This is a genomic window from Rhodohalobacter sp. SW132 (assembly GCF_003390325.1).
Taxonomy (GTDB): Bacteria; Bacteroidota; Rhodothermia; order Balneolales; family Balneolaceae; genus SW132.
The window spans coordinates 226,728-252,214 of record NZ_QUOK01000002.1; the positions used below are offsets into that span (position 1 = coordinate 226,728).

A 25,487-nucleotide genomic window follows, 5' to 3' on the forward strand; every position below is an offset into this window, starting at 1 on the left:
TGAAGGTACAACTTTATCGATTTGTTTTCTGCTCGAACAGGTTCAGAAATCCATAAAGCGCAACACCACAGGCTACAGATACATTTAATGAATGTTTCGTGCCATATTGCGGTATTTCAACAGAGCTGTCGAGAAGAGGCAGAAAATCGTCATCGATGCCGGTGACTTCATTTCCAAGCACAAGAACAATTTTAGGTGAGGGCATTTCAAACCGGTTCAGAATAACGCTTTGGTCTGTTTGTTCAAGACCGGTGATGTGATAACCGTCATTCTTTAAGAGCTGAGCACTTTCGGCCGGATTTTGAACTGTACTCCATGGGATATGCTCTTCAGCGCCAATCGCTGTTTTGGTGATCTCTGGCCGGGGTGGGGTTGGTGTGTATCCTGAAAGCAGTAACCGGCTCACACCAAAAGCATCCGCATTCCGGAATGCAGCCCCCACATTGTGAAGGCTTCGGATGTTGTGAAGCCACAGAATGAAGTGGGAGCCAAGCGGTGTGCTTCGATTCTGGTTATCCTCTAAAATTCTTCGTGTGGATCGTTTTCGCAAATGAAGCTGAAATCTTTAATCATTAAAAATTGGGGTTGGGAAACAGCGTGGAACACCTTATTTTCTTAGTCTGTAAAAAATATGGATTAAGGAAGAAAATGGCAGTTGTCAGAACTGCTTTTTTTATTTTTAAAAATCGAAGAATTGTAAGGTAAACCGAATTGACGGAAGTATGAAGAAAAATTATTTATCGAAAGAAGGGTACGAAAGGCTTGATAATGAGTTACGGGATCTGAAAACACGCGGAAGAAGAGAGATAGCTGAGGAGATTGCCGAGGCAAGAGCCAAAGGCGATCTAAGCGAAAATGCTGAATATGATGCCGCTAAAGAAGCTCAGGGGCATCTTGAATCCCGCATAGCAGAGCTTGAAAATACCCTCGCAACGTCCAGTATTATTGATGAGAAGAATATCGACGACACAAAAGCGTACCTTCTCTCAACAGTTACCATCTTAAATCATAATACGAATAAAGAGATGCAGTATACGCTGGTCTCGAAAGATGAGGCAGATTTTAAAGCCAAAAAAATATCTGTCGATTCCCCCATTGGTCAGGCTATTCTCGGAAAAGAAGTTGGAGATGTTGTAGAAGCAGATGTGCCGGCCGGCAAACTTAAACTTGAAATCAAAAAAATAGAGCGCAGATAGAATGAAAATTGCAGTTATTGGAACGGGATATGTTGGATTGGTAAGCGGTACATGTTTTGCTGATAGCGGAAATGAGGTAACATGTGTGGATATCGATGCTGATAAAGTTCAGCTGATGCGCGAAGGCACAGTTCCCATCTACGAACCGGGACTAAACCGTGTCTTCGATCGTGCAATCCGGGAAAAACGCCTGAAATTCACAACGAACCTGGAAGAAGCGTTTGAAACTGCAGAGATTATTTTTCTTTGTCTGCCCACACCTCCGGGAGCCGACGGCCAGGCAGATCTGAGTTTTGTTCTTAATGTAGCTGATGAGCTTGGAGACCTGTTTGAGTCTCATCCGGGATATCGTGTAGTGGTAAACAAGAGTACCGTGCCGGTGGGAACCGCCGATAAAGTCCGAGAAAAAATTGCGGCTAAAACCGACCAGGAATTCGATGTAGTATCCAACCCGGAATTTCTCAGGGAAGGCGCTGCTGTTGAAGATTTTATGAAACCTGAGCGAGTTGTTGTAGGAACAAGAAGCGAAAAAGCGGCTGAGGTTATGACTCGTTTGTACGAGCCCTTTGTTCGAAGCGGAAACCCGATTATTGTGATGGATGAGCGTAGTTCTGAGCTCACTAAATACGCGGCGAACGCCATGCTTGCTACAAAAATCACATTTATGAACGAGATCGCTAATGTATGCGAAACTGTTGGAGCTGACGTGGATAACGTCCGCCGGGGCATCGGAACTGATTCTCGTATCGGGAAACGTTTTCTGTTTGCCGGAATCGGTTACGGCGGAAGCTGCTTTCCTAAAGACGTTCAGGCAATTCACTATACGGCCGAACAGAATGGATACAATTTCCAGATCCTGGACTCCGTGATGAAAGTCAACGAAAAGCAGAAAGTATCTATCGTTCAGAAAATGAAGGATTATTACGGCGAATCGCTGAAAGATAAAACGGTTGGTATCTGGGGATTAAGTTTTAAACCGGAAACCGATGATATCAGAGAGGCACCCTCACTTTACATCACTAAAGAACTTGCCGAAATGGGTGTGAAAATGAAAGCCTACGATCCTGAAGCTGTTGATACGTTTAAAGCTGCTTTATCAGAAGAAACACTTAAGCAGATAACATTTGAAGAAGATCGCGATAGCGTGATTGAAGGTGTGGATGCCCTTGTAATTTGTACGGAATGGAATGAATTCCGCCGGCCTAACCTCGAAAATTTCACAAAAAAAATGAATTCACCCGTAATTTTTGATGGCCGTAATCTCTATGGTCTGGATCGTGCTGAAGAGGCCGGTCTGACCTACTTTAGCGTGGGCAGAAGAACCGTCGGCGCTAATCATAAGCAGATCAACTGACGGTTTTAAATTTCACTAAGAAAACACTTTTAAAATATGGCCAAGAAAAGAGTTCTTATCACCGGCGGATGCGGCTTTTTGGGTTCACACCTGTGTGACAGGTATCTGAAAGAAGGATATCAGGTTATCTGTATGGATAACCTTTTAACCGGTTCAGCGGAAAATATTGCTCATTTGATCGGTAATGAAGATTTTGAGTTCATCAAACACGATGTAACCAACTTTATTTACGTGCCGGGCGAGCTCGATCTTGTACTTCATTTTGCATCACCGGCGTCACCGATTGACTATCTTGAAATGCCGATTCAGACTCTCAAAGTGGGTTCACTCGGAACTCACAAGGCACTCGGACTTGCCAAAGAAAAAAATGCAAGGTTTCTGCTGGCATCCACAAGTGAGGTGTACGGAGATCCGCTGAAACATCCGCAGAATGAAGATTACTGGGGAAATGTTAACCCGATTGGATTTCGCGGAGTGTATGATGAAGCCAAGCGTTTTGCAGAAGCAATGACGATGGGCTACCACCGCTATCATAATCTCGAAACGCGTATTGTTCGGATTTTCAATACGTATGGTACGCGAATGCGTTTAAAGGATGGCCGTGCGCTGCCAACCTTTATGCGGCAGGCGCTGAAAGGTAACCCGATCACCGTATTTGGTGATGGTTCTCAAACCCGGTCATTTACATATGTGGATGACTTGGTAGAAGGAATCTTCCGGCTTTCGCAAAGTGACGAGGTAGAACCGGTGAACATTGGAAATCCACAGGAAGTTACGATTCTTGAGTTTGCCAAAGAGATCATCAAACTAACCGGAAGCAAGAGTGAAATTGTACATGAAGAGCTGCCGGATGACGATCCAAAAGTTCGTCAGCCCGACATTTCCAAAGCAAAACGTGTATTAGACTGGGAGCCGACAGTGGATCGTATCGATGGCCTCAGGAAAACACTCGCCTACTTCAAAGAGAAGGTTGATAAAAGCAATGGCTAAAAAAAAACTCATCGATCTTTATCTTTACAGAATAAAGAACAATAACGTTGAGTTTCTGCTGTTCAAACGGTCAAGTGGTAAGATTTACGAAGGGCAGTGGAGAATGATTGGCGGGAAAGTGAAGCCTGATGAAACCCGCTGGCAGGCTGCCCTCCGCGAACTGAAAGAGGAGACGGGCCTTAAGCCCCTGCACTTCTGGACAGTGCCAAGCATTAACCAGTTTTACGAGCAGAGCAGCGATACAATCCACAGTATTCCCGTTTTTGCTGCAGAAATCGATGCCAGCCCCGGAATCAGCCTCGATGATGAACATTCCGAATACAGGTGGATTAACCCCGACAACGCTTCAGATTTTATTCAATGGCCGGAACAAATTCGACTCATCAAGCTTACAAGTCAACTTATCAACACAAATCGAATCCTGGAAGATTGGCGCGTTCCCTTACCCTGATTTTTACCGCACTATTGGTTCTTACCTTCAGTTTTTCTGTCACTGATGCTGATGCGCAGTATGGAGGCTCCAGTTACGAAATTATCCCCGCACCGGACCTCTGGTATAACGACGTTGACGGAATCCGGGTGGGTGTTCGGTTTCAAGGCCAAGTACCGGGATCGTTTGAAGATGGTCCGCACCGGCTGGATGCCGGAATATGGCTTGGCCTTTGGTTTCCATCACTTCCGGTATCATATTATTTAAGTTTTACGGAACCCATTCCTGCGTGGTCTGATTTTGGGAGTGAAGCCAGTATTCAGGCAATTTCTTCCATCAGAACCGGGTACCACAATCACGGACTGGGGTTTAATAAACGCTGGCAGCAAGGCTTTGATGAACGTAAATTCAGAGAGTTTTCATTTCGAACCGCTTGGGAAAATCGTTTTGATGATGAGTATGTGCCATTTCCAATTATTTGGAGTGATGACGATAAGTGGCTGGCGCAGAGCACTTTTCTGCTTCAGGATGAAAATCGATTTGGAAATTATACGTTCAGGCTCACCGGTACCTATCAGTTGCTGGATGAATCCTATCAGCAAATTGAATCTTCGGTAACTCAGCGAATACCATTTAACGAAAACTGGGGATTGAGAATGCGTGGATTTTTTGGAGCTGCATCTTCATCAACAGCACCAGAATATTTGTATGGCAGAAGCTCAGCACCCGCAATTCAATGGATGAATAATGGACTTACCCGTGCAAAAGGAACCATACCACAGCCATGGATGGAATCGGGAAATTGGCAAATTGCCGGGGGAGCAAATTTAAGAGGATATGCCGGGCAGGATGTGGATCGTTTAATGGATGAGAATGCATCACCATTTCTGTTAAACTCAATCGTAAGTCTGAATACCGAACTTGATTACCCGAACCCGATCGGCAGTCTGTTCAGACAAATACCCTACCTGGCAGATTTTCTCCGTTTTCGATCGTATCTTTTTCATGATATTGGAACTTCACCGGGTCTTGTAGCAAATGAGACGGACGAAGTTTTTGCAAATGCGGGAGCTGGCTTTTCTCTCTCGTTAAATATTCCCGATTATCTTGGAAAAAACCGGGGATTTGTATTTCGATATGACATTCCATTCTGGCTCTCTCAACCGGGGAGCGAAGATCACTTCAAGTACAGAAGTTTGTTCGCTTTTGGTGCGGTGATTTCTTTTTAAACAGGTAACACCATGATTTTTCACCGGATATTATTATGTGGATTATTGTTGGTTATTGCATCAGCATGCACAACCAGTAAGTGGACTGTTGTGGATGAACATGCAATAAATCCAGCCGAAAGTGCTGAAGTAGTCGCTGTATCTGAGCTATTACTGGCAGAGGAATTGCCAACGATTGAAAATCCGGTTCTTACGTTATCTCCCTATAGGGTTGAGCAGCGTGAATACACAGAAAGAATTCAAATACAGCGGATGGTGCAGGAGTACAGGCCAAAATGGGGATTTGCCGTTCTTGCCGCAGCCGGTTCGGTACTCTCATTTACTGCTGCGAACAGCGGATATCTCATCTCCTCACCCTCGACGACACAGCAGGTTTCATTGAATGCAGTAGGTGTCTTTTTGGGGACACTGGCGGCCACTAATCTACGGGAATCCGGAGACCCCATTCAAACCGATGAGTCCCGTTTTCTCCGGCAATCTGGCACCGATCTTCGAACTGATACGCTTTCAATTCAGCAAACGATCGACCAAACAGCATCAATATCGGTTCTTGTAGACGATGAGGAGGTTTTTTACGATTCAACGGTACAACTTTCAGGCAACAAGATTGAACTAAATCTCGGTGCTCTTGCAGCGGAATTTAGCGGCACAATCATGGAAAGTTCTACTGTCACTGTAACGTCTGAGCTGGATGGTAATGCTTCCGTGCACACCATTGATGTTCTCGATTTTATGGAGCACAGATTTATTATTCAGGATCCGGTTGCACAACTGCGCAGCAGTCCAACCATCACACAGGATAATATAATTGCTGAATTAGGTGAGGGCAGTTCATTGAAGCAGTTGGAATTGCATGATGATCAATGGGTTCGGGTTGAATACGGATCGGTTGAAGCGTATGCATTGAGAACCGCGGGTGAAACAGCTTTACGATCAACTGCAGAAAGCGGACCCGCACTTTTGGTTGAGCTGAGTGATATCCCGTTCGGAGAAATTGACGTTGAAAATTCATTACCCATTCTGAAATCAAATAATCCCAACGACCGGGCTATTGTGATTTCGGGCAATCGAAATAATCTGGCTGGAATCCGGCAGTACACCGAGCGGGATGCGCGGTTATTTCGTCATTATATGAGAACTTCGCTGCGAATGGAAAACGATCAGATCATTGAATTAGAAAGCCCCGGATTATCTGAATGGCCAAATGAACTACAGTTTTGCAGAAATCTTACCGGCGGATCAGTTGTGGTCTATCTATCCGGATTTGCCCGTTATCCGTCAGATGATAGTGATCAGCAAATGGTGATGTATCATCTTGATGAAGATGGTAACGAGGAGACTTTACCGCTGTATCATGTTATGGAAGAACTGGCCCGTTGCGGAGCTGAAAAACTGTTTGTGTTTGTTGACCTTGAATATGTTCGTGAGGGTGAAGAAGGGCGAATGATCACACAGCTGAATGGGAACAGCAGGAGGCAGCAACAACTCGCAAACCGGCTGCTTGAACGTTTTCCAAATGCCTTTGTTCTTTTTGGTAACCGCGTTGGGCAGCGCTCTTCACTATACAGAGGCTCGGTAGAAGAGGATATGAGACACCATCTATTTCCATACTATCTTGCTGATGCACTTAAGCAAAGGCGAACCCGGATGTCCGACCTCTTCAGGCATCTCGAAAATAACGTAGATTATACGTCGAGAAGACTACACGACCGGCCGCAGGAAGTTCAGGGATTTGGAAACTTCATGCTTGATATCTCGCAATGATGAGTGGCTGGATTTACATCCTTCTAAGTTCAGTTTGTTCCGTTGCCATTGCCCATTTTTTAAAAGCCGCAGAGTTTAAGAAACTGGATACTGTTAAAGTTCTTACGGTAAACTACGTCATCGCGGCTTGTATAGCATTTCTAACTCCTTCCGGTGCTGAGATTCCCTCAAATATATCGGAACAAATTCCGGCCCTTCTGCTTGCTGCACTGGTCGGTGTGATATTCATCGCCAACTTTTTTATTTACAGTAAATCTGTTAGCAAAAACGGTGTAGGGATCAGCGTAGCGGCGATGCGGATATCTCTTTTGATTCCCGTGTTGCTCTCAACAATCTGGTATCTTGAGCCGCTTGAAACCCGACAGTGGATTGGGATTGGATCCGTATTTATTGCGCTCTTTCTCCTTCTGCCAAATAAGAGAAAAATGATTCGTGAACCGCTTAGTGCCGCCTGGCTTCTGGTCTTATTGTTTGTAGGAACAGGACTTGGAGACGGTTCTTTGAAAATATTCGAGGTAGAGTTTTTATCTTTGGTTTCTAAAGAACAGTTTATGGGAACGGTATTTTTAAGTTCTACAGTAGTCGGTTTAATTGTGATATTTGCTAAAGGAAAGTTTAAGTTTACCAGGCAGGAACTGCTGCTTGGCGCACTGATTGGCGTTCCCAATCTATACTCCGCAATTTTCTTAATCGAGGCACTTGAACGAATGAACGGCGCTGTTGTATACAGTACCATCAATATTCTGACAGTGCTGGGGGCAACACTACTTGGAATGATTCGGTGGGGGGACAGTCTGACCGTATTTCAATGGACGGGTATAGCAGCTACAATCATATCAATTCTACTATTAGTTTCATGAAAGATTCCATCTTACAACAGATTCTTACTACAAGTTCGCAATTAAATAAAAAAATTGTATTTCCGGAAGCCGGTCGTGATCCGCGTGTATTACATGCGGTGTCGCACCTGACTTCAACAGGTGCAGCCGTGCCAGTTCTGATAAGTGAAGCTGGAAGTGTAGAAGCACTTGCTGATGCCGAAAATATTGAGTTGCCGGATGATATCCGCATCATTAATGCTGATGATAAACAGGGACTTAAAGAAAGAACTGTTTTTTTTGAAAAGAAGTTAAGTCATAAAAATCCAACGAAAGACCAGATTCTGCTGCTTGCTAAAAACCCGTTAATGATAGCAGGCTGGCTGGTTGCCACAGGTCAGGCCGATGGCGCTGTGGCCGGATCCATTGCGTCCACTGCTGATGTCATTCGTGCATCGATTCGCACGATAGGTACGTCAGAGGGTGCAAAACTGGTTTCAAGTACATTTCTGATGGAACTGACTGATGGACGCGTGCTCACGTATGCTGATTGCGGTGTCGTTCCATATCCCGATTCAGAGCAGCTGGCGGATATCGCAATATCTTCCGGGGAGACACACCGGAAGTTAACCGGTCAGGATCCGAAAATTGCCTTTCTTTCATTCTCTACGAAAGGAAGTGCTGATCATGAACGGGTTGATCTGGTGCGTGAAGCGCTGTTTCTGGCTAAAAAGAAAAAAAATGAGTGGGCGATGGATGGCGAACTTCAATTTGATTCTGCTTTTGTGCCGGATGTTGCCAGGAGAAAATCCCCCGATTCAGAAGTTGCCGGCCAGGCGAATGTTTATATTTTTCCAAACCTTGATGCAGGGAATATCGCTTACAAAATCACCGAAAGAGTAGGAGGGGCTACCGCTATTGGCCCGATCCTCCAGGGACTTGCAAAACCTTACATGGATCTATCCCGCGGCTGCTCCAAAGAAGACATTTTCTATGCCGCGTGTATCGCATCTGTTTTATCCGATTCGTAGAGATATCTTGGATGTGTGCCTTTGTCCGTCCCTCAGATATGGTATTTCTCAGGACTCAAAAGTGGTTCGGGTTCAGCGGTTGGTTTTGACTTATCATCCGGCCCGGAAATGATCGAACAGAAATACCATGTCTTGGATTGGTGCCTTTGCCCGTAACTCAGATATGGTATTTCTCAAGGCTCGGAAGTGGTTCGTGTTTAGCGGTTGGTTTTGAGTCATCATTCTGCAAGGAAATGAACAAACAGAAATACCATATCTTGGATTGGTGCCTTTGCCCGTCGCTTAGATATGGTATTTCTCAGGGTTCGAAAGTGGTTTGGGTTCAGCGGTTGGTTTTGACTCATCATTCGGCCCGGAAATGATCGAACAGAAATACCATATCTCTTTTCGCTTCTGGTGATAACTGCGGGCAATAGCATATATCAGTAAACTCAATTAGCTGAAAATGAAGGGATTGCGGATATTCGAACAGTTCTGAGAAAGGCTTTAAAGCGGGGAATAATTTGCTTATCTTTATTCATTCCAAATAAGGATAAGGCAATTTTGAATGCCCGGTCCTGAACGTGCAGTAATGATGTTGTGTTCAGCAGTAAGATAGATTAAACAACTCAATTTTTAAAATTTCTGAATTTATGAGTGAGACTAAAGAATTAGAAACAATGATCGGTGAAGAGTATAAATATGGTTTCACCACCGATGTTGAATATGATGAATTCCCGAAGGGTTTGAATGAGGATATTGTTCGAAAGATTTCAGAAATAAAAGAAGAGCCGGAGTGGATGACAGAGTTTCGGCTGAAATCTTTCAGGGCATGGAAAGAGATGACAGAACCAGACTGGTTCAATGCTACCTATGAAAGCCCGAAATTTGATGAAATCCAGTACTACTCATCGCCCAAGGATAAACCAAAGGTCGACAGCCTGGATGACATCGATCCAAAAATCAAAGAAACATACGACAAGCTGGGAATTCCACTTGAAGAACAGAAAATGTTGTCTGGTGTTGCTGTGGATGCGGTATTTGACAGTGTTTCGATTTTTACCACATTCAAAGAAAAACTTGCTGAAGCCGGCGTGATTTTTTGCTCAATCTCAGAGGCGATTCAGAAATATCCCGAACTTGTGAAAAAGTATATGGGATCGGTAGTTCCAGCGCGTGATAACTTCTATTCCGCACTGAATTCCGCAGTGTTTTCTGATGGTTCGTTCTGTTACGTGCCAAAAGATACCATCTGCCCGATGGAACTCTCTACATATTTCCGTATCAACAACATGGATTCCGGTCAGTTTGAGCGAACGCTGATTATTGCTGAAGAGAATAGTCATGTGAGCTACCTCGAAGGGTGTACCGCGCCGATGTATGATAAAAATCTTCTTCACGCAGCAGTTGTTGAGCTGGTTGCCATGGATAATGCAGAAATCAAGTACTCCACAATTCAGAACTGGTACGCCGGTGATGAAGATGGAAAAGGCGGTATTTATAATTTTGTAACCAAGCGTGGTCTTTGCAAAGGTGACAATTCTAAAATCTCATGGACTCAGCTTGAGACCGGTTCAGCCGTAACGCTCAAATACCCAAGTGTGATCATGAAAGGTGACAACTCCGTGGGTGAGTTTTTCTCCGTGGCCGTTACAAACAAAAGGCAGCAGGCGGATACCGGTACGAAAATGATCCATATCGGGAAAAACACAAAGAGCACAATTATCTCGAAAGGGATTTCTGCCGGGAAATCAAACAACAGTTATCGCGGTGAGGTGAAGATCAGTAAAAAAGCAGAGAATGCGCGTAACTACTCACAGTGCGACTCTATGCTGATTGGTCAGACCTGCGGAGCTCATACGTTCCCTTACATTGAATCTGCCAACCCAACAGGGAAAATTGAGCACGAAGCGACAACCTCTCGTGTAGGAGAAGATCAGATCTTTTACCTGCAGCAGCGGGGCTTAAGTGAAGATGATGCCATTTCGCTGATCGTGAATGGTTTCTGTAAGGAAGTGTTGAAAGAGCTGCCAATGGAATTTGCGGTTGAAGCCAATAAACTTCTTGGAATTAAGCTTGAAGGAAGTGTTGGCTAAGTAGTTCTCCCAAAGCAAACAGGGAAAGTTTAAGATTGAAATCGTTTCAGGATTGAACCGGAACCTCAAAACTAATTTAATTATGAGACTCCGGCTGAAGTTCTGAACGACACAAAAGTATTAAATACAAACAAAACCAAATCGTAATAAAAGTGTTAGAAATTAAAGATTTACACGTTGTAGTAGAGGGTGAAGATACAGAGATCCTCAAAGGAGTGAACCTCAAAATCAACAAAGGAGAAATCCATGCCATCATGGGACCAAACGGAAGCGGGAAAAGTACGCTTTCAAAAGTGGTTGCCGGTCATCCCGAATACGAAGTAACCAAAGGTGACATCCTTTATAATGGCGAAAGTATTCTCGAACTCGATCCGGATGAGCGGGCGCATGCAGGAATCTTTCTTGCATTCCAGTATCCTGTTGAAGTTCCGGGCGTGACCAACACTACGCTTCTGCGTGAATCGTACAATACGATCGCAGCTTCCCGTGGCCGTGAAGAACTCGATCCCCTGGAATTTGAAGATTATATCCAGGATAAACTCGAACTCGTGGGTATGAACCCCGAATTTTTGCAAAGAAGTGTGAATGCCGGGTTTTCAGGCGGTGAGAAGAAAAGAAATGAAATCTTTCAAATGGCCGTACTGAGGCCGCAACTCTCTTTTCTTGATGAAACGGATTCAGGACTCGATATCGATGCACTGAAAATTGTATCAGAAGCGATTAATCAGCTTCATGGCGAAGAAGATTCCGTTGTACTGGTAACACATTATCAGCGTCTGCTCAATTACATTGAACCCGATTTTGTACACGTAATGATCGGCGGAAAAGTAGCGAAATCCGGTGATAAAGATCTTGCTCTGAAACTTGAAGATCAGGGTTATGACTGGCTGAATGCATATGCAACTGTAAACGGAGAGGGGAAGTAATGGCACATCCTACACAGGTTGAACCATCATTTTTGCACGAGCTGGCAAAATACGCGCCGGATGTCGAGAGTGCGTTTATGAGAAAAATACGGGAACAGAGTCTTGTGAAACTGAACTCTACACCATTTCCCACACGGAAAATGGAAGACTGGCAGTTTACCGACCTCAAACCGATTACCCGGACTGAATACGTAACAAAGTCCGAAGCCGGGCTTAAACCAGCGATTGACGTAGAAAAATATTTTATCCCTGAATCAGACAGAAGTCGTCTCGTATTTATAAACGGACAGTACCAGGAGAAATATTCTTCCATCGGCGGACTCGGAAACGGAGTTACTGTAGGAAATTTATCTGATCATCTGGAAGACAAAAACGTTCAGGAATACCTGAATACTCTGGTAGATTACGAAAACGACCCATTTGTGGAGTTTAACGGTTTGATGTTTACCGATGGCGTATTCATTCACCTCGAAAAAGAGGCCAGGGCAGAAGCACCCATTCACGTCCTCAATCTCTATACCGATTCCAGCAAACCGTATGTGGCTACACCGCGTATGCTGGTTGTTGCTGAAGAAGAATCAGATGTTACAATTATAGAAGATCATATCGGACTGGCGGACAACAGCTATCTCACGATTCCTGTTTGTGAAATCAAGGTGAAAAAAGGTGCGCATATTCATCACGCCCGGATTCAGCGCGACAGCCTGAGTGCCGTTCATGTTTCCCGGCCGATCGCTTATGTTGAAAAGAATTCAGAATATCACTCCTACACCATCACACTCGGAGCAAAACTCACAAGAAATGAGCCGAAAGTGATTCAGGAGGATGAAGAAGTTGATTTTACACTCGACGGACTGGTATTGATTGATGGCGATCAGATCGCGGATACACATTCCACAATGGATCACAAATTTTCTCATGCCGAGAGCCATCAGCTTCACAAAGTTGTGGTGAATGGTAATGCTCACAGCATTTTCAACGGAAAGATTTTCGTTCGGCGTGATGCACAGAAAATTGATTCATTCCAGGAAAACCGGAACCTGCTTCTTTCACGAGACGGATTGGTAAATACCAAGCCGCAGCTCGAAATTTTTGCCGATGACGTGCTCTGTTCACACGGTGCAACCATTGGTCAGCTCGACCCGGAAGAGGTGTTTTACCTGCAGAGCCGGGGAATGACCGAGCAGAAAGCGAAAGAGGTTTTAACCTACGCTTTTGCACTGGAAACAATTGAAAACATTAAAGTTGATTCAGTCCACAAATTACTGATCGACGAAGTGTACCGTTATACAAAAGCAAACAACGTTGCCAAGGTAACTGCATGAGTGAACTTGTGACCTCCATACCGACTAAAGTCGATTTTGATAAGATCCGGGAAGATTTCCCGGTTCTATCACAACAAGTAAACGGGCATCCGCTTGTTTACCTCGACAATGGTGCGTCCAGCCAGATGCCAGCGATGGTTGCTGACAGGCTGGATCATTACCACCGGTATGAGCACGCCAATGTGCACAGAGGAATTCACACACTCAGTCAGAAAGCAACCGATGCGTATGAACTGACCCGTAAAAAAGTTCAGGAATTCATCAACGCACGGCATGTTGATGAAATCGTCTACACGACGGGCACAACCGATTCCATCAACCTGGTTGCACACTCTTTCGGTACGAAGTTTTTTGAAGAGGGTGATGAAATTATTCTCAGCCAGATGGAGCATCACGCCAATATTGTCCCCTGGCAGATGATCGCCGAACGAACCGGTGCCGTTATCAAGGTAATCCCGGTGGATGACACCGGCGAACTCGATATGGAGGCTTACAAGTCACTTCTATCATCAAAAACAAAAATGGTAGCGGTTATTCATGTATCAAACGCACTGGGTACGGTAAATCCGGTGAAAGAGATCACGGATTTGGCCCACGAACAGAATGCTAAAGTTCTGATTGACGGAGCTCAATCTGTTCCGCATCAGCCGGTTGATGTACAGGATATAGGGTGTGATTTTTTCGCTTTTTCTGCACACAAGATGTGTGGCCCAACCGGGTTTGGAATCCTGTACGGAAAGAAAGAGCTGCTGGATCAAATGCCACCCTACAGAGGCGGCGGAGACATGATCGATAAGGTGAGCTTTGAAGAGACCACATACAACGTAACTCCCTTTAGATTTGAGGCCGGAACACCGCCCATTTCCGCAGGAATTGGTCTCAGTACCGCAATTGATTATCTCAACAAAATCGGGATGGATCAGATTGCAGCGCGCGAACATGAGATTGTCTCTTACGCATACAATAAACTCCAAAAAATTGACGGCTTACGGTTTATCGGGGATTCCGAAAACAGAGCCTCGGTAATCTCATTTGTGTTTGATGATATACATGCATCGGATATGGGAACCTTGCTCGATAAAAGAGGCATCGCCGTGCGGACAGGTCACCATTGTGCCCAACCCACTCTGAGAAGATTTAATGTACCGGCAACTACACGGGCATCGTTTTCATTTTATAATACGAAAGACGACGCAGACCGCCTGGTTGATGGAATTGAGTATGTGAAAACATTTTTTGACTGAACCGATATCTGAAACGACTTTTTGTAACTTAGAATAGCTTTTTATTATGCCTAAAATTAAAGAAATAGAGCGTACACCGAACCCGGATGCCATGCGATTTGTGCTGGGTGAACCCCTTACGAATGGTGTTACGAAATCGTTTGAAAATAGTGGAGAAGCCGAGCATGATGAACTGGCAAAAGCACTGTTCAATATTGATCACGTAATTAATGTCTATTATGTAGATAAATACATCACGGTCACACAAGATGGCAAAGAGGTCTGGTCTGATCTTCTGCGCAAACTCGCACCACCCATTCGCGAAGCAACACCGCAGCTTGATATTGAAGAAGATGCCGAAGTTCATGCATCCAAAGAAGTGCAGGAAACAGACGATCCGCGGCTTCAGCAAATCAACCAGATGCTTGATGAACAGGTACGTCCATACCTGCTTGCTGATGGCGGCGGTTTGAAAATTATTGGCCTGGATGGAAACCGGCTGAAAGTTCACTACCAGGGAGCTTGCGGTACATGTCCGACGGCTACATCCGGAACACTCTACGCAATTGAAAGTATGGTCAAGCGAATCGATCCCGAAATTCAGGTAATATCCGTTTAGGAGAATTATGTCTATCACAATTACCGAACGAGCAGCCCGGCGGATCGAAGAGATCCGCCAAAGTCAAAATCACCCGGATGACACGCCACTGCGGGTTTCTGTAGTTAGTGGTGGCTGCTCAGGGCTCACGTATGATCTCGACTTCGACGCCGGTCAAACCGAAAAAGAAGGGGATAAAATCTTTGAGGATGACGGTGTTAAGCTGATCGTGGATATGAAGAGTTTTCTCTACCTGGCCGGTACCAGGCTCGATTATACCGATGGACTGGAAGGGCAGGGGTTCCATTTCTACAATCCAAATGCTACCCGTACTTGCTCCTGCGGAGAATCTTTCTCCCTCTGATTCTGCTCTTTTTATACTCGCGACATTTCATTCGACTCCATTCTCCAACCTGAATAACACACGTTTGAACACTAAGTAAAATGTCTGAAATTGTAAACAAAGTTAAACAGTCTAAGCTCGAAACCGTCGACCTTGAAAAGTTTGCGGAAGGAATTACGATCGCCGAATTTGATCTGAAGGATTATCTTTTCAAAGAGATGATCCTGAAAGAAAAAGAGTTCCGCGAAAAACTGAAGGAGCACGACTGGTCGCAATACGACGGGAAATTTCTAACCGTACAGTGCTCAACAGATGCAATCATTCCAAAATGGGCGTATATGCTCGTCGTTCAGCACGCGCAGGATCACGCTCAAAACGTACTATTTGGAAGCCGTGAGGACGCACTTCGCCAGATATTCAGGGAGAAACTCGACCTGGTAGACTGGACCAAATATGAAGACCGATTTGTGCTGCTGAAAGGATGCAGCAAGATGGATGTTCCCCCGGATGTTTACATGTATGCGACTAAAAAACTGCTTCCCCACGTTCGAAAATTGATGTACGGTGAGGCGTGCTCGAACGTACCGGTTTATAACAGGCCGAGAAAGTAAAGCGGGGAGCAAGGTTCAGGGTTCAAGATTCAAGGTTCCAGTTACACAGTCTCAAGGGACATGAAACAAGATTTATCGCCAAAAACGTATCGGTTTTTTTGAATCACTGATCTCACGCTTTTCTATCCCATGCGTGAGAGATTTTTGTAGCTTTGACCCTGAGCTTTGAACCATGTTTGTTATCTTTCCTGCACCCTGAACTGAACCTTACCCATTGCGTGAAATCTGCCTGATATCCGCAAGAACACCAGCAGCCGTTACCTCTTTACCGGCTCCCGGGCCCTGAATAATCAATGGCTGATGATCGTACCGTTTCGTTTGGATCTGTATGATGTTGTTGGTTCCGTAAAGTCTGGCCACCGGAGAATTAATGTCAATTTCCTGCGGGCCAACCTTAATTCCGCGCTCGGTCATTTTTCCGATATATCGAACTGTTTTTCCTTTTTCTTTAAGCGCTTCAAGCCGATCAGACCACTCGTTATCAAATTCACTCAGACGTTTCAGGAACGTTGCAGAGTCTACATCACGCAGTGCTTTTGGTGTGATGGGTTCAACGTCAAGATCCTCCCGCTCAATCGGGAAACCGCTCACGCGTGACAGAATCATCATTTTTCTTGCAACATCTTCACCGGAAAGATCGTCCCGCGGATCCGGCTCAGCATAACCAAGCTGACGCGCCTGGATGACGGTCTCACTAAACGGTTTGCCGGCATCAAGCTGCGAAAAAATATAGGTCATGGTGCCCGACAGAACGCCGCTGATCTCAGAAATCCGGTCACCGCTCTTCACCAGGTCTTTTACAGTGCGAATCACAGGCAGGCCGGCCCCGACATTGGTCTCATATTGAAAGGATACATCATTCTCATCGGCTGTTCGCTGCAGAAGATTGAAATAGGCCTGTTTCCGCGTATTTGCCAGTTTACTTGGGGTAACAACATGAATTCCTTTTTTGAAAAGGCGGATATAGAGGCCGGCTACTTCATGATCGCCGGTTGCATCAACAAAAACCAGGTTTCTGTCAGGATGCGGATGCAGTTTCTCAATGATTTTTTCCCAGTCTCGGAGAACTCCTTCAGCGAGCGACTGCCTGTTGATGATCTCATCTCCTGATTTGGTCCATAATGTTCTGGACCGGTTACAAACCCCGATAATCCGAAAATGTTCTTTGTCTGAAAGTGAATGGATCTGTCGGATTAGCGTACCGCCGACTGCTCCGATGCCCGCTATGAAAAGATCTGTTTTGGCCTGTTTTTCCAGGTATACCGGTTGTGAACTGCTAATTGCTGCAAAGTTGCTCATAGGTTTAGTAGGTAAGAATCGACTGTATTTCTTTGAAAGGTTTAATAATGTTGTGGAGTTGTTCAAATTCAATCAAAAACGCATCGTGGCCATAATCGGATTCTATAACGTGCAGTCTGCCATTTGGAAGACGTTTTACAAGCTCTTCCTGCTCATCAAGAGGGTAGAGGTGGTCGGAAGTCACTCCAATGACCTGTACCGGAATTTCGACGCGGTTCAGAACCTGTTCAAAAGTACCGCGGCCACGGGAAATATCATGGGAGTCCATCGCTTTGGTTAGGGTGATATAAGTGTTGGCATCAAACCGGCCGGCCAGCTTTTTTCCCTGGTACTGCAGGTATGATTCAACCTGGAATGTATCAGTTTCATCCTGCAGCTTCCGGCCAAACTTTTCGTCATAATTTTTGGGTGTGCGATAGGTTATCATCGCCATCATGCGGGCCGCCGCAATTCCCTGGTTTGGTCCGTCTCCATATTCATAATCACCATTGTTCCATTTCGGATCGGCTTTAATGGCAGCGCGCTGTGCTTCACTGATACCGATTGCCCAGGGTCGGTGTGCCATCCCCATTGCGATCAGGCAGGCCGAGCGGATTCGTCGGTCCATAATAGAAAATTCAAGTGCCTGCATGCCGCCCATCGATCCGCCAACCACCAGCTCAATTCCCAATATTCCAAGCTGATCGAGTAAGAGCTGCTGGAAACGAACCATATCCCGGATTGTAAGATTGGGAAATTTTGACCTGTAGGGTTCGCCGGTTTTCGGATCCTTTGACCATGGTCCCAGGGATCCGTAACAGCTTCCCGGAACATTAATGCATATGATGAACTGGTTTTCAGGATTACAAAGTTTTTGATTGCCGATCAGCCCTGGAAACCACTCATCAGCCGCCGCATGGCCGGTTAGAGCGTGGCAGATCAGAATTACGTTATCCCGGGCATCGTTAAGAGTTCCCCAGGTTTTATACGCAATCGGCGCATTTTCAAAACGATTTCCTGATTCCGTTACAAAATCTTTATTCAGTCTGGTTTGAATGATGTCGTTATTCATGCTTATAAATTGATATCAATAAGTAAATGTTAATATCCAGCCGGTATGGATCAACTTTTCAAGCCGTCAGGATTGACACCGGTTTTTTTAAACGATACAGACCCTTCCAGGGGAACCGGATTTCTGATGATATCCAATACAGGACATCTTCTGACAGAAAAATGTTCAAGCTGCTTTAACTTGTCCTGATCCGTTTCATTTGTTTCAATAACAGTTTTATAGCGCACATCTGTAAAACCGGCTCTCGCATCAGATAAATTAAGGAAACCGTGAAGATCTACATCACCTTCAACATCCACATGTACTGACACTACATCAATCCCAAGAACTGTAGCATATGCTTGAATGACTATTTCCTGGCAGGCAGCAAAAGCTCCCAGTACATATTCAACAGGATTCGGGCCAAGGTTTGTGCCTCCAAGTTCTTCTGGTTCATCTGATTGAAAATTGAAATCACGGATTTTGACCTCTGCAAGAAAACCATCCTCGAGGCTGGATTTTGCTTTGAAGACTGCATTTGCCTGATTTGGCTCTTTTTTAATTCCCTGAATAAGATTAACTAAAGCTTTTTCAAGCTGCTGATTCTTAGGTTTAACTGTTTCTATAGTGCTCATATTTATTCTTGTTTATGAAGTTTGAAGAGATTCTCTTTTTATTTCCGGCTGTGTAGGGCCAATATACCTTTGATTCAGCCTGGTTGAGAGCCTCACGGTCTCTTCAGCCAATTCTTTAAGTCTTCGTTTAACATCGGCATCGGATAATGAACCATTGGTGAAATGGCCGTTGTTGGCATAAACTCCGGCCGGAACCACAAACGAATTGAAATATCCGAACAGTGGTTTGAACTGGTGTTCGATTGCGAGGAAATGGTGATCGGATCCGCCGGTGGCTACAATCCCAATGGCCTTACCTTTCAAAGCATCGTTAGGGATCAGGTCAAACAGGTTTTTGAAAGCACCGGAAAACGTTCCTCGGTAAATCGGTGATCCCGCGATAATTGCATCCGCTTCGATGATTTTATCAAGGACGGTTCGGGAATCTCCCTCGTATTGATCGGGATTCCGTCCGTCGCAGAACACCAAATTGGCAGAAGAGAGCGAAACGAGATCCGTTTCCAGATCCCGGTCAAACTCTTCTGCAAAATTTAACGCCTGCTTCACTGCAAGTTCCGTTTTCGATTGTTGACTCAGGCTGCCTGAGATTCCAAGAATCTTCATGCGGCTACTCCTTTCTTTTTCAGCTCTTCTTCTTTTTCGCGAACGAGGGGAATCACCTCTTTACCAAAGCGTTCCAGTTCTTCGTCGTAGTTGAAAAAACCGGTCAGAACAAGGTCTACACCCAGTTGCTTCAGCTCAATAATTCGATCAGCCACCTGTTCGGCAGTTCCGATCAATCCGGTCTTAAAGCCATCGTTATACTGAACGAGATCGTCGAATGAAGAATCGGCCCACATTCCTTCGCCTTCCTTAGAAGATGCACCCGCTTGTTGCACAGCATCTCTGAAAGCGTTCACGGCTTCTTCATTGGCTTCTGATACGATCGCTTCAAGCTGTTCAATCGCTTCCTGTTCGGTATCCCGTACAATTACAAAACCGTTGAGTGCAAATTTTACCTCACGTCCTTCTTTTTCGGCAAGCTGCCTCACATCATCTATCTGTTCTTTAATTCCGGAGTTGGTGTTTCCGTTCATGAAATACCAGTCGGATACTTTTGCTGCCATCTTTCGTGCAGCTTTTGAGTTTCCGCCCTGAAAGATAGGAATTCCGTCACGCTTGGGTTTTGGATTGTGGGGTGCGTTGCTGATCTGGTAGAAATCACCGCGATAGTTTGCTTCATCTTTGGTCCAGAGTTCACGCAAAACTTCGATGAACTCTTCGGAACGCCTGTAGCGCTCCCCATGCTCCAGCCACGGTTCGCCGAAAGAAGTGAATTCATCTTTCAACCACCCGCTGACAACATTTACGGCCGCACGGCCATTACTGACATTGTCGATTGTGGAGAGGATTTTGGCGTATACAGCCGGATGCCAAAGTCCGGGATGCACGGCTGTAATCAGGTTGATCTTTTCGGTTACAGCGGCAAGTGCAGAACCCAGTGCTGCAGCTTCGAGCTGCTTGTCAGCTCCATAACTGGCTATAAACCGCGTTTGAAGCAGTGCATATTCAAACCCTACACGTTCTGCTGTTTGGATGTATTCTTTATTGGCATCGAAATCCCAGCGGGTGTTTTGCTTGAGTTTTGAAACCACAAGACCTCCGCTGACATTTGGTACCCAGTATGCGAATTTTACGTTACTCATTTGTATATTTGGTTTAATATGATGCCGTCAGGGCTCCGCTAAAAGTTCCTGCCGGCGTTTTTATTCAGAACCCGGTCTCGAATTTCGAGTCCGGGTTTTTTAAATTTAATCCCCTCCCCGAATGATCGGGACCAAGTGTGGCTCAAGAGGGATAAAGTTCAGCTGAAAGTGCGAAGCACGGTTCAGTTGGTCGCGGGGTGTGTTCGCGGAGTTGAGGACCTGGTCTTCAACTCCAAACCTCATCAACGCCCAGTCAACCCACCTCTGATCAAAACTCTGTACGAGTTTTGATCTGTCTCCTCCCCGGAGGAGAGATTTAACTACCCTCTTGGGAGGGGACAGTCACGCCGTTGGTGTGACAGGGGTGGGTTCGTAGGGTTGAAAAGCTCGTATTCAAATCCAAACCCCATCAACGCTCCTGAACACCCTTCTAAGCCTCTACTTTAATTGCTTTAAAAGCAGACTCGAAATCTTCAATAATATCATCGATATGTTCGATGCCGACCGATACGCGAACTAAGTCTTCTTTTACGCCACCGGAGGCCTGCTCTTTTTCCGTCAGCTGCTGGTGCGTGGTGGATGCCGGGTGAATGACCAGGGTTTTTGCATCGCCCACGTTGGCAAGGTGACTTGCAAGCTCTACATTTTCGATAAATTGCAGGGCTGCATCATATCCGCCTTTTACGCCGAATGTCAGTACGGCACCAAACCGGCCTTCACGAAGATATTTCTTTCCATTTTCATGATGCGGATGTCCCGGCAGACCGGTGTAATTTACCCAGGATGTATATTCACTTTTATCCAGCCATTCGGCAAGTTTCTGTGTGTTTTCGGCATGCCGTTCAGCACGCAGCGAGAGTGTTTCCAGTCCCTGTAGCAGAAGGAAGCTATTGAAAGGCGCCTGTGCCGGCCCCACATCACGCAAACCTTCAACACGGGCACGAATAGCGAATGCAATGTTTCCGAATGGGCCGCCTTCGCCAAATACTTCCCAGAAATTCAGACCGTGATAGGCAGGGGATGGCTCTGTGAAAAGTGGATATCGCCCATTTCCCCAATCAAAATTCCCGGCATCAACAAGAACACCTCCAATGCTGGTGCCGTGTCCGCCAATCCACTTTGTTGCGGATTCTACAACGATGTTCGCACCGTGGTCAATCGGACGCGCAATTGCACCCGCTGCGCCAAAGGTGTTATCAACAACCAGGGCAACTCCATGTTTTTTAGCAACAGCTGAAATTCCTTCAAAATCGGGTACATTGCCGCGCGGGTTACCGATACTTTCTACATAAATCGCTTTTGTATTGTCATCGATCAGCTTTTCAAAACTTTCGGGCGAATCATCTTCCGTGAACTTCACATCAATACCAAGACGCGGAAATGTAACTTTAAACTGGTTATAGGTCCCGCCATACAAATTTTGTGTTGAGACAATATTATCACCGGCCTGTGCAAGTGTAATAATGGTGAGGAATTGTGCGGATTGACCGGAAGCCGTTGCCACAGCCGCAGCACCACCTTCGAGAGCAGCAATTCGCTTCTCAAATACATCGGTGGTAGGATTCATAATCCGCGTATAAATATTGCCAAACTCCTTCAGGGCAAAAAGAGTGGCTGCGTGCTCGGTATCATCAAACTGGTAGGAAGTGGTTTGATAAATCGGTACCGCCCGCGAACCCGTAGTGGGATCCGGCTCCTGTCCTGCATGGAGTTGAAGTGTCTCGAATTTGTAGTTTTTATCTTGTCCGTTCGTGCTCATTGGTAGTATGGTTTTGGTTGTTGGTATAGTGTCGTTTTAAATATGTTGTTGAAAGTAATTCCCCTATCGGGAGGGGACAGTATAATCGCGTTCAGCGATTTTACAGGGGTGGGTTTGTAGGATTGAGAAGCTTGAATCTATCTCTAAACTACATCAACGTTCCTTCTACCCACCTCTGATCAAAAACTCTGTACGAGTTTTGATCTGTCTCCTCCGGGGAGGAGAGGGGATAAAAAACCCATCACTTACCCTTATCCCGGTCGCGGATTAAAAACTGGTGATCAACCTTCATACAGCGGTTTTGTACCAGCAGTGTACCGGCTTCTTCGGCTTTCTGTTTTTCATCAGGGTGATCTCCGGTACCGAGTTGCAGCCAGATCACTTTTGGATCGATTTCCAGCGCCTGATTGACAACTTCGGGGACATAGTCCGGACTGATAAAGACATCCACAGCATCCACAGTTTCCGGAATTGATTTCAGGTCGGGATACGCCTTGTTGCCAAGGATTTCATCCGCTCCCGGATTTACCGGAATAATGTTATAACCGGCATTTTGCAGATATCGGCCTACAAAATGGCTGTCTTTATATCTGTTTCGTGATATTCCCACAATGGCAATGGTTTTGATGTTATCCAGCCAGTTTTCAATGGTGTCGGTCTCCTCGGAAAGTTCCGGAGTTGCCCGCATCTTCTTTTCGTACCAGCTGTTGAATGTACTTCGCAATGTTTTTTATTGGATTAAAGTTGAAAATAGTCCCCCCTTGGAAGGGGGGATGATCAAATGCGTTCAGCATTTGATATGGGGGGATGTTTCTGATCATGGCTTCAATGTCAGAAATGAGAAATACACCCCTTACTCAAACAAAAAAAGCCTCTTCCGAAAATCCTGTAATGGGAAAGATTTTCAGAAGAGGCTTTTTGATTACTGCTTGTAAAATTGCCTGATCATCTCATCTTTCCCTGAGCTGATTATTTGATAAATCACTCCGGGCAGGATTTAGCACCTAACATTCCAGCATCTCTGCCGGAACCGGTTGCTAAGGTTTCACAGGGCCTGTCCCTCAACCTTTCTGGATAAGAATTCAAAATGTCAAAAGAACGAATCTCAGAATTGTGAACAACAAAAAAGCCCTGCCGGTTTCCCGGAGGGCTTAGTAATTCTTTCGAAAAAAGTTACACCCTCCGCACTATGTGTGACAATACATACACATCATGCAGATAAAATTTTGGATGCTATTTGATTTAATATTTTTCACACTTCCATAATACAATTGTTTATGGGTTTGATGCAAGAACTATTTTAGAAGCCTGGAAATAGAGCCTCAATCGCTTAAATGTGTATTTGCTTTAATTACTGATGGATCATAGTGAATTACAAGGGTAGATTTATTATATGTCAGTACCCAAGATTTCTGACCCAGTTCTCTTTCTCGCGCCATTTTTCGCGCACTTTAACGTGTAAATCGAGAAATACTTTTTTTCCGATGAACTCTTCAATCGATTCTCTCGCTTTAATGCCGAGATTTTTAATCGCTTTTCCGCCTTTTCCGATCAGCATCCCTTTTTGAGATTTTCGGTTTACGATAATCTCAGCACTAATTCTGTCAATATCTACATCCGCTTCGTAGGATATAATCTCAACCGTGCATGAATAAGGAATCTCCTCCTGGAACTGAAGATAGACTTGTTCCCGGATCAACTCTGATACAAAAAACCGCACCGGATGTTCACTCAGGTCTTCTTTGGGATAGTAGGGCGGCCCTGGAATCAGATGAGTTCGGATCGATTCCATCAGCTCTTCAACGCCGGTTCCCTGCAGCGCCGACAGGTAATGCACACCCCGAAAATTTAGTTTTTCTTTTAATATAGATACTTTTTGATCCGCTTTTCCCCGGTCGATTGCATCCATTTTATTGACAACCAGCAGAATCGGTTTTTGAATGGACCTGAGCAGTTCAATCACTTCATCTGTGGGATGGGTATCTGTCGGGTCGAATATAAAGAGGATCACATCCGCATCTTTTCGGGCCCGCTCCACGGTTTTCATCATTGCCTTCTGAAGCTCATATTTTGGTGTAATCACTCCAGGGGTATCTAAAAACACAACCTGCGTATCATCATCAGAAAAAATGCCAACCACCTGGTGGCGAGTGGTTTGCGCTTTGTGTGTTGTGATAGAAATTTTACTTCCCAGAATGCGATTCATCAATGTCGATTTTCCCGCATTCGGTTTTCCAATGATGGCCGCATAACCCGATTTGTGCTGTTTTTCTGTGGTCAAAATTTCTGGGTTTTAGGTGATTGGATAGATTCTCAACGAATGAATGTACGGATAAAACCTATTCCAGATTTAGTTCATGATTTTTAAGTACTCTTTCACTGTTTTTTCCAATCCCCAAAATATGGATTTAGAAATCAGAGCGTGACCAATACTGATATCCGCCAGGTGTGGTACATGTTTAATCAGCAGCGGCAGGTTATCGAGATTAAGACCATGACCCGCATTGACGGTCATGCCAGCTTCATGTATCATGCCGGCTGCTTTTCCAAGTCGTTTAAGCTCGGTTAACTGGTCTTCCTTATTGATACTGTTTGCAAATGTACCGGTGTGCAGCTCAACAGCATCAGCCCCGAGTTTATGTGCCAGCTCAATATCTTTCGGATTGGGGTCCAGGAAGAGTGAAATATCGATCCCGGATTGTTTAAATGCCGGAAACACCCGTTCTTCGTAATCTTTATAGACTTTTTCCATGTTAAGGCCTCCTTCCGTAGTTAGTTCTTCACGGCCCTCCGGCACAAGTGTTACCAGTTCCGGTTTGATATCGAGGCAAATTTCTATCATTTCATCCGATGCTGCCATTTCAAAATCAAGCAATCCCGTGACTGAATCTTTCAGCCGGTACACATCATCGTCCCGAATGTGGCGCCGGTCGCCGCGAAGGTGAAACACAATGCCAGCCGCACCAGCCCGTTCGCAAACCTCTGAAGCTTCTACCGGATCGGGAAAACCTTCTCCGCGTGCATTACGAATTGTAGCAACATGGTCGATATTTACCAGTAATCTCATCATATTCAATGGTTGGTTTTTCAACAAGATACAAACAACGATTACAAATGTGCACCCCGGGAAACATTGTTCTTTTTTATCAAAAATTTGCTCTTTTAC

At 45.1% G+C, this 25,487-nt stretch carries 25 protein-coding genes and 1 riboswitch; of the genes, 15 read left to right on the plus strand and 10 right to left on the minus strand.

The genetic code is table 11. The features are described from left to right. Positions 1 to 13: 13 nt before the first annotated feature. On the minus strand, positions 14 to 550 hold the full coding sequence (locus tag DYD21_RS05610) for an RNA methyltransferase (RefSeq protein WP_116033892.1): 537 nt from the start codon (positions 548 to 550) through the stop codon (positions 14 to 16). Positions 551 to 722: 172 nt separating this feature from the next. On the opposite strand from DYD21_RS05610, the gene greA reads away from it, so the two are divergent. From greA to DYD21_RS05690, 15 genes are all read left to right on the plus strand, one after another. Next, the gene (gene greA, locus DYD21_RS05615; protein ID WP_116033894.1) at positions 723 to 1,196 is read left to right on the plus strand and encodes a transcription elongation factor GreA; all 474 of its coding nucleotides are present in this window, start codon (positions 723 to 725) and stop codon (positions 1,194 to 1,196) included. Position 1,197: 1 nt separating this feature from the next. Further along, positions 1,198 to 2,550: a UDP-glucose/GDP-mannose dehydrogenase family protein gene (locus DYD21_RS05620; protein ID WP_116033897.1), complete on the plus strand. Its 1,353-nt coding sequence runs from the start codon at positions 1,198 to 1,200 to the stop codon at positions 2,548 to 2,550. A gap of 36 nt (positions 2,551 to 2,586) precedes the next feature. After that, complete coding sequence (locus DYD21_RS05625; protein WP_116033900.1) at positions 2,587 to 3,540, plus strand: UDP-glucuronic acid decarboxylase family protein; 954 nt, start codon at positions 2,587 to 2,589, stop codon at positions 3,538 to 3,540. Beyond that, the gene (locus DYD21_RS05630; protein ID WP_116033903.1) at positions 3,533 to 3,991 is read left to right on the plus strand and encodes an NUDIX domain-containing protein; all 459 of its coding nucleotides are present in this window, start codon (positions 3,533 to 3,535) and stop codon (positions 3,989 to 3,991) included. Before DYD21_RS05625 ends, DYD21_RS05630 begins: the two co-directional genes overlap by 8 nt. After that, complete coding sequence (locus DYD21_RS05635; RefSeq protein ID WP_116033905.1) at positions 3,970 to 5,199, plus strand: hypothetical protein; 1,230 nt, start codon at positions 3,970 to 3,972, stop codon at positions 5,197 to 5,199. The genes DYD21_RS05630 and DYD21_RS05635 overlap by 22 nt, the downstream gene beginning before the upstream one ends. Positions 5,200 to 5,211: 12 nt before the next feature. Next, positions 5,212 to 6,963: a hypothetical protein gene (locus DYD21_RS05640; RefSeq protein WP_116033908.1), complete on the plus strand. Its 1,752-nt coding sequence runs from the start codon at positions 5,212 to 5,214 to the stop codon at positions 6,961 to 6,963. Then, on the plus strand, positions 6,963 to 7,823 hold the full coding sequence (locus DYD21_RS05645; RefSeq protein WP_158551430.1) for a DMT family transporter: 861 nt from the start codon (positions 6,963 to 6,965) through the stop codon (positions 7,821 to 7,823). The genes DYD21_RS05640 and DYD21_RS05645 overlap by 1 nt, the downstream gene beginning before the upstream one ends. Next, complete coding sequence (pta, locus tag DYD21_RS05650; protein ID WP_116033913.1) at positions 7,820 to 8,812, plus strand: phosphate acetyltransferase; 993 nt, start codon at positions 7,820 to 7,822, stop codon at positions 8,810 to 8,812. The genes DYD21_RS05645 and pta overlap by 4 nt, the downstream gene beginning before the upstream one ends. A 632-nt stretch (positions 8,813 to 9,444) precedes the next feature. Then, a complete protein-coding gene (sufB, locus tag DYD21_RS05660) occupies positions 9,445 to 10,887 on the plus strand; it encodes a Fe-S cluster assembly protein SufB (protein ID WP_116033919.1) in 1,443 nt (480 codons plus the stop codon). A gap of 152 nt (positions 10,888 to 11,039) precedes the next feature. Further along, the gene (gene sufC, locus DYD21_RS05665; protein ID WP_116033921.1) at positions 11,040 to 11,813 is read left to right on the plus strand and encodes a Fe-S cluster assembly ATPase SufC; all 774 of its coding nucleotides are present in this window, start codon (positions 11,040 to 11,042) and stop codon (positions 11,811 to 11,813) included. Further along, a complete protein-coding gene (gene sufD / locus DYD21_RS05670) occupies positions 11,813 to 13,138 on the plus strand; it encodes a Fe-S cluster assembly protein SufD (protein ID WP_116033924.1) in 1,326 nt (441 codons plus the stop codon). Before sufC ends, sufD begins: the two co-directional genes overlap by 1 nt. After that, a complete protein-coding gene (locus DYD21_RS05675; RefSeq protein WP_116033927.1) occupies positions 13,135 to 14,382 on the plus strand; it encodes a cysteine desulfurase in 1,248 nt (415 codons plus the stop codon). Before sufD ends, DYD21_RS05675 begins: the two co-directional genes overlap by 4 nt. Before the next feature lie 46 nt (positions 14,383 to 14,428). Next, positions 14,429 to 14,980 (plus strand): NifU family protein, encoded by a 552-nt coding sequence (locus DYD21_RS05680; RefSeq protein WP_116033930.1) that lies wholly within the window; start codon positions 14,429 to 14,431, stop codon positions 14,978 to 14,980. Between the two features lie 7 nt (positions 14,981 to 14,987). Then, positions 14,988 to 15,323, plus strand: coding sequence for an iron-sulfur cluster assembly accessory protein (locus tag DYD21_RS05685; protein ID WP_116033932.1), 336 nt, complete (start codon positions 14,988 to 14,990; stop codon positions 15,321 to 15,323). A gap of 80 nt (positions 15,324 to 15,403) precedes the next feature. Continuing rightward, a complete protein-coding gene (locus tag DYD21_RS05690; RefSeq protein ID WP_116033935.1) occupies positions 15,404 to 15,913 on the plus strand; it encodes a DUF2480 family protein in 510 nt (169 codons plus the stop codon). Between the two features lie 207 nt (positions 15,914 to 16,120). Here DYD21_RS05690 and DYD21_RS05695 read toward each other — a convergent pair whose 3' ends face one another. The 9 genes from DYD21_RS05695 to DYD21_RS05735 all read right to left on the minus strand — a co-directional run bounded on the left by DYD21_RS05695 (position 16,121) and on the right by DYD21_RS05735 (position 25,391). After that, positions 16,121 to 17,212: a hypothetical protein gene (locus tag DYD21_RS05695; protein ID WP_116033937.1), complete on the minus strand. Its 1,092-nt coding sequence runs from the start codon at positions 17,210 to 17,212 to the stop codon at positions 16,121 to 16,123. A 4-nt stretch (positions 17,213 to 17,216) separates the two neighbouring features. Further along, positions 17,217 to 18,263, minus strand: coding sequence for a homoserine O-acetyltransferase (metX, locus tag DYD21_RS05700; RefSeq protein WP_116033940.1), 1,047 nt, complete (start codon positions 18,261 to 18,263; stop codon positions 17,217 to 17,219). A gap of 50 nt (positions 18,264 to 18,313) precedes the next feature. Next, positions 18,314 to 18,877, minus strand: coding sequence for an OsmC family protein (locus tag DYD21_RS05705; protein ID WP_116033942.1), 564 nt, complete (start codon positions 18,875 to 18,877; stop codon positions 18,314 to 18,316). Positions 18,878 to 18,889: 12 nt separating this feature from the next. Then, positions 18,890 to 19,480 carry an NAD(P)H-dependent oxidoreductase gene (locus DYD21_RS05710; protein WP_116033944.1) on the minus strand — a complete coding sequence of 197 codons (591 nt, stop codon included), beginning with the start codon at positions 19,478 to 19,480 and terminating at the stop codon, positions 18,890 to 18,892. Further along, a complete protein-coding gene (gene sfnG / locus DYD21_RS05715) occupies positions 19,477 to 20,562 on the minus strand; it encodes a dimethylsulfone monooxygenase SfnG (protein ID WP_116033946.1) in 1,086 nt (361 codons plus the stop codon). Before sfnG ends, DYD21_RS05710 begins: the two co-directional genes overlap by 4 nt. A gap of 430 nt (positions 20,563 to 20,992) precedes the next feature. Next, a complete protein-coding gene (locus tag DYD21_RS05720; RefSeq protein WP_116033948.1) occupies positions 20,993 to 22,321 on the minus strand; it encodes an O-acetylhomoserine aminocarboxypropyltransferase/cysteine synthase family protein in 1,329 nt (442 codons plus the stop codon). Positions 22,322 to 22,562: 241 nt separating this feature from the next. Further along, positions 22,563 to 23,045, minus strand: a complete 483-nt coding sequence (locus DYD21_RS05725; RefSeq protein WP_199535470.1) for a CoA-binding protein — start codon at positions 23,043 to 23,045, stop codon at positions 22,563 to 22,565. 223 nt (positions 23,046 to 23,268) lie between these two features. Continuing rightward, positions 23,269 to 23,402, minus strand: a riboswitch (SAM riboswitch). A gap of 315 nt (positions 23,403 to 23,717) precedes the next feature. Further along, on the minus strand, positions 23,718 to 24,602 hold the full coding sequence (era, locus tag DYD21_RS05730; RefSeq protein ID WP_116033953.1) for a GTPase Era: 885 nt from the start codon (positions 24,600 to 24,602) through the stop codon (positions 23,718 to 23,720). A 69-nt stretch (positions 24,603 to 24,671) separates the two neighbouring features. Continuing rightward, positions 24,672 to 25,391 (minus strand): pyridoxine 5'-phosphate synthase, encoded by a 720-nt coding sequence (locus DYD21_RS05735; protein WP_233505480.1) that lies wholly within the window; start codon positions 25,389 to 25,391, stop codon positions 24,672 to 24,674. Positions 25,392 to 25,487: the final 96 nt, after the last annotated feature.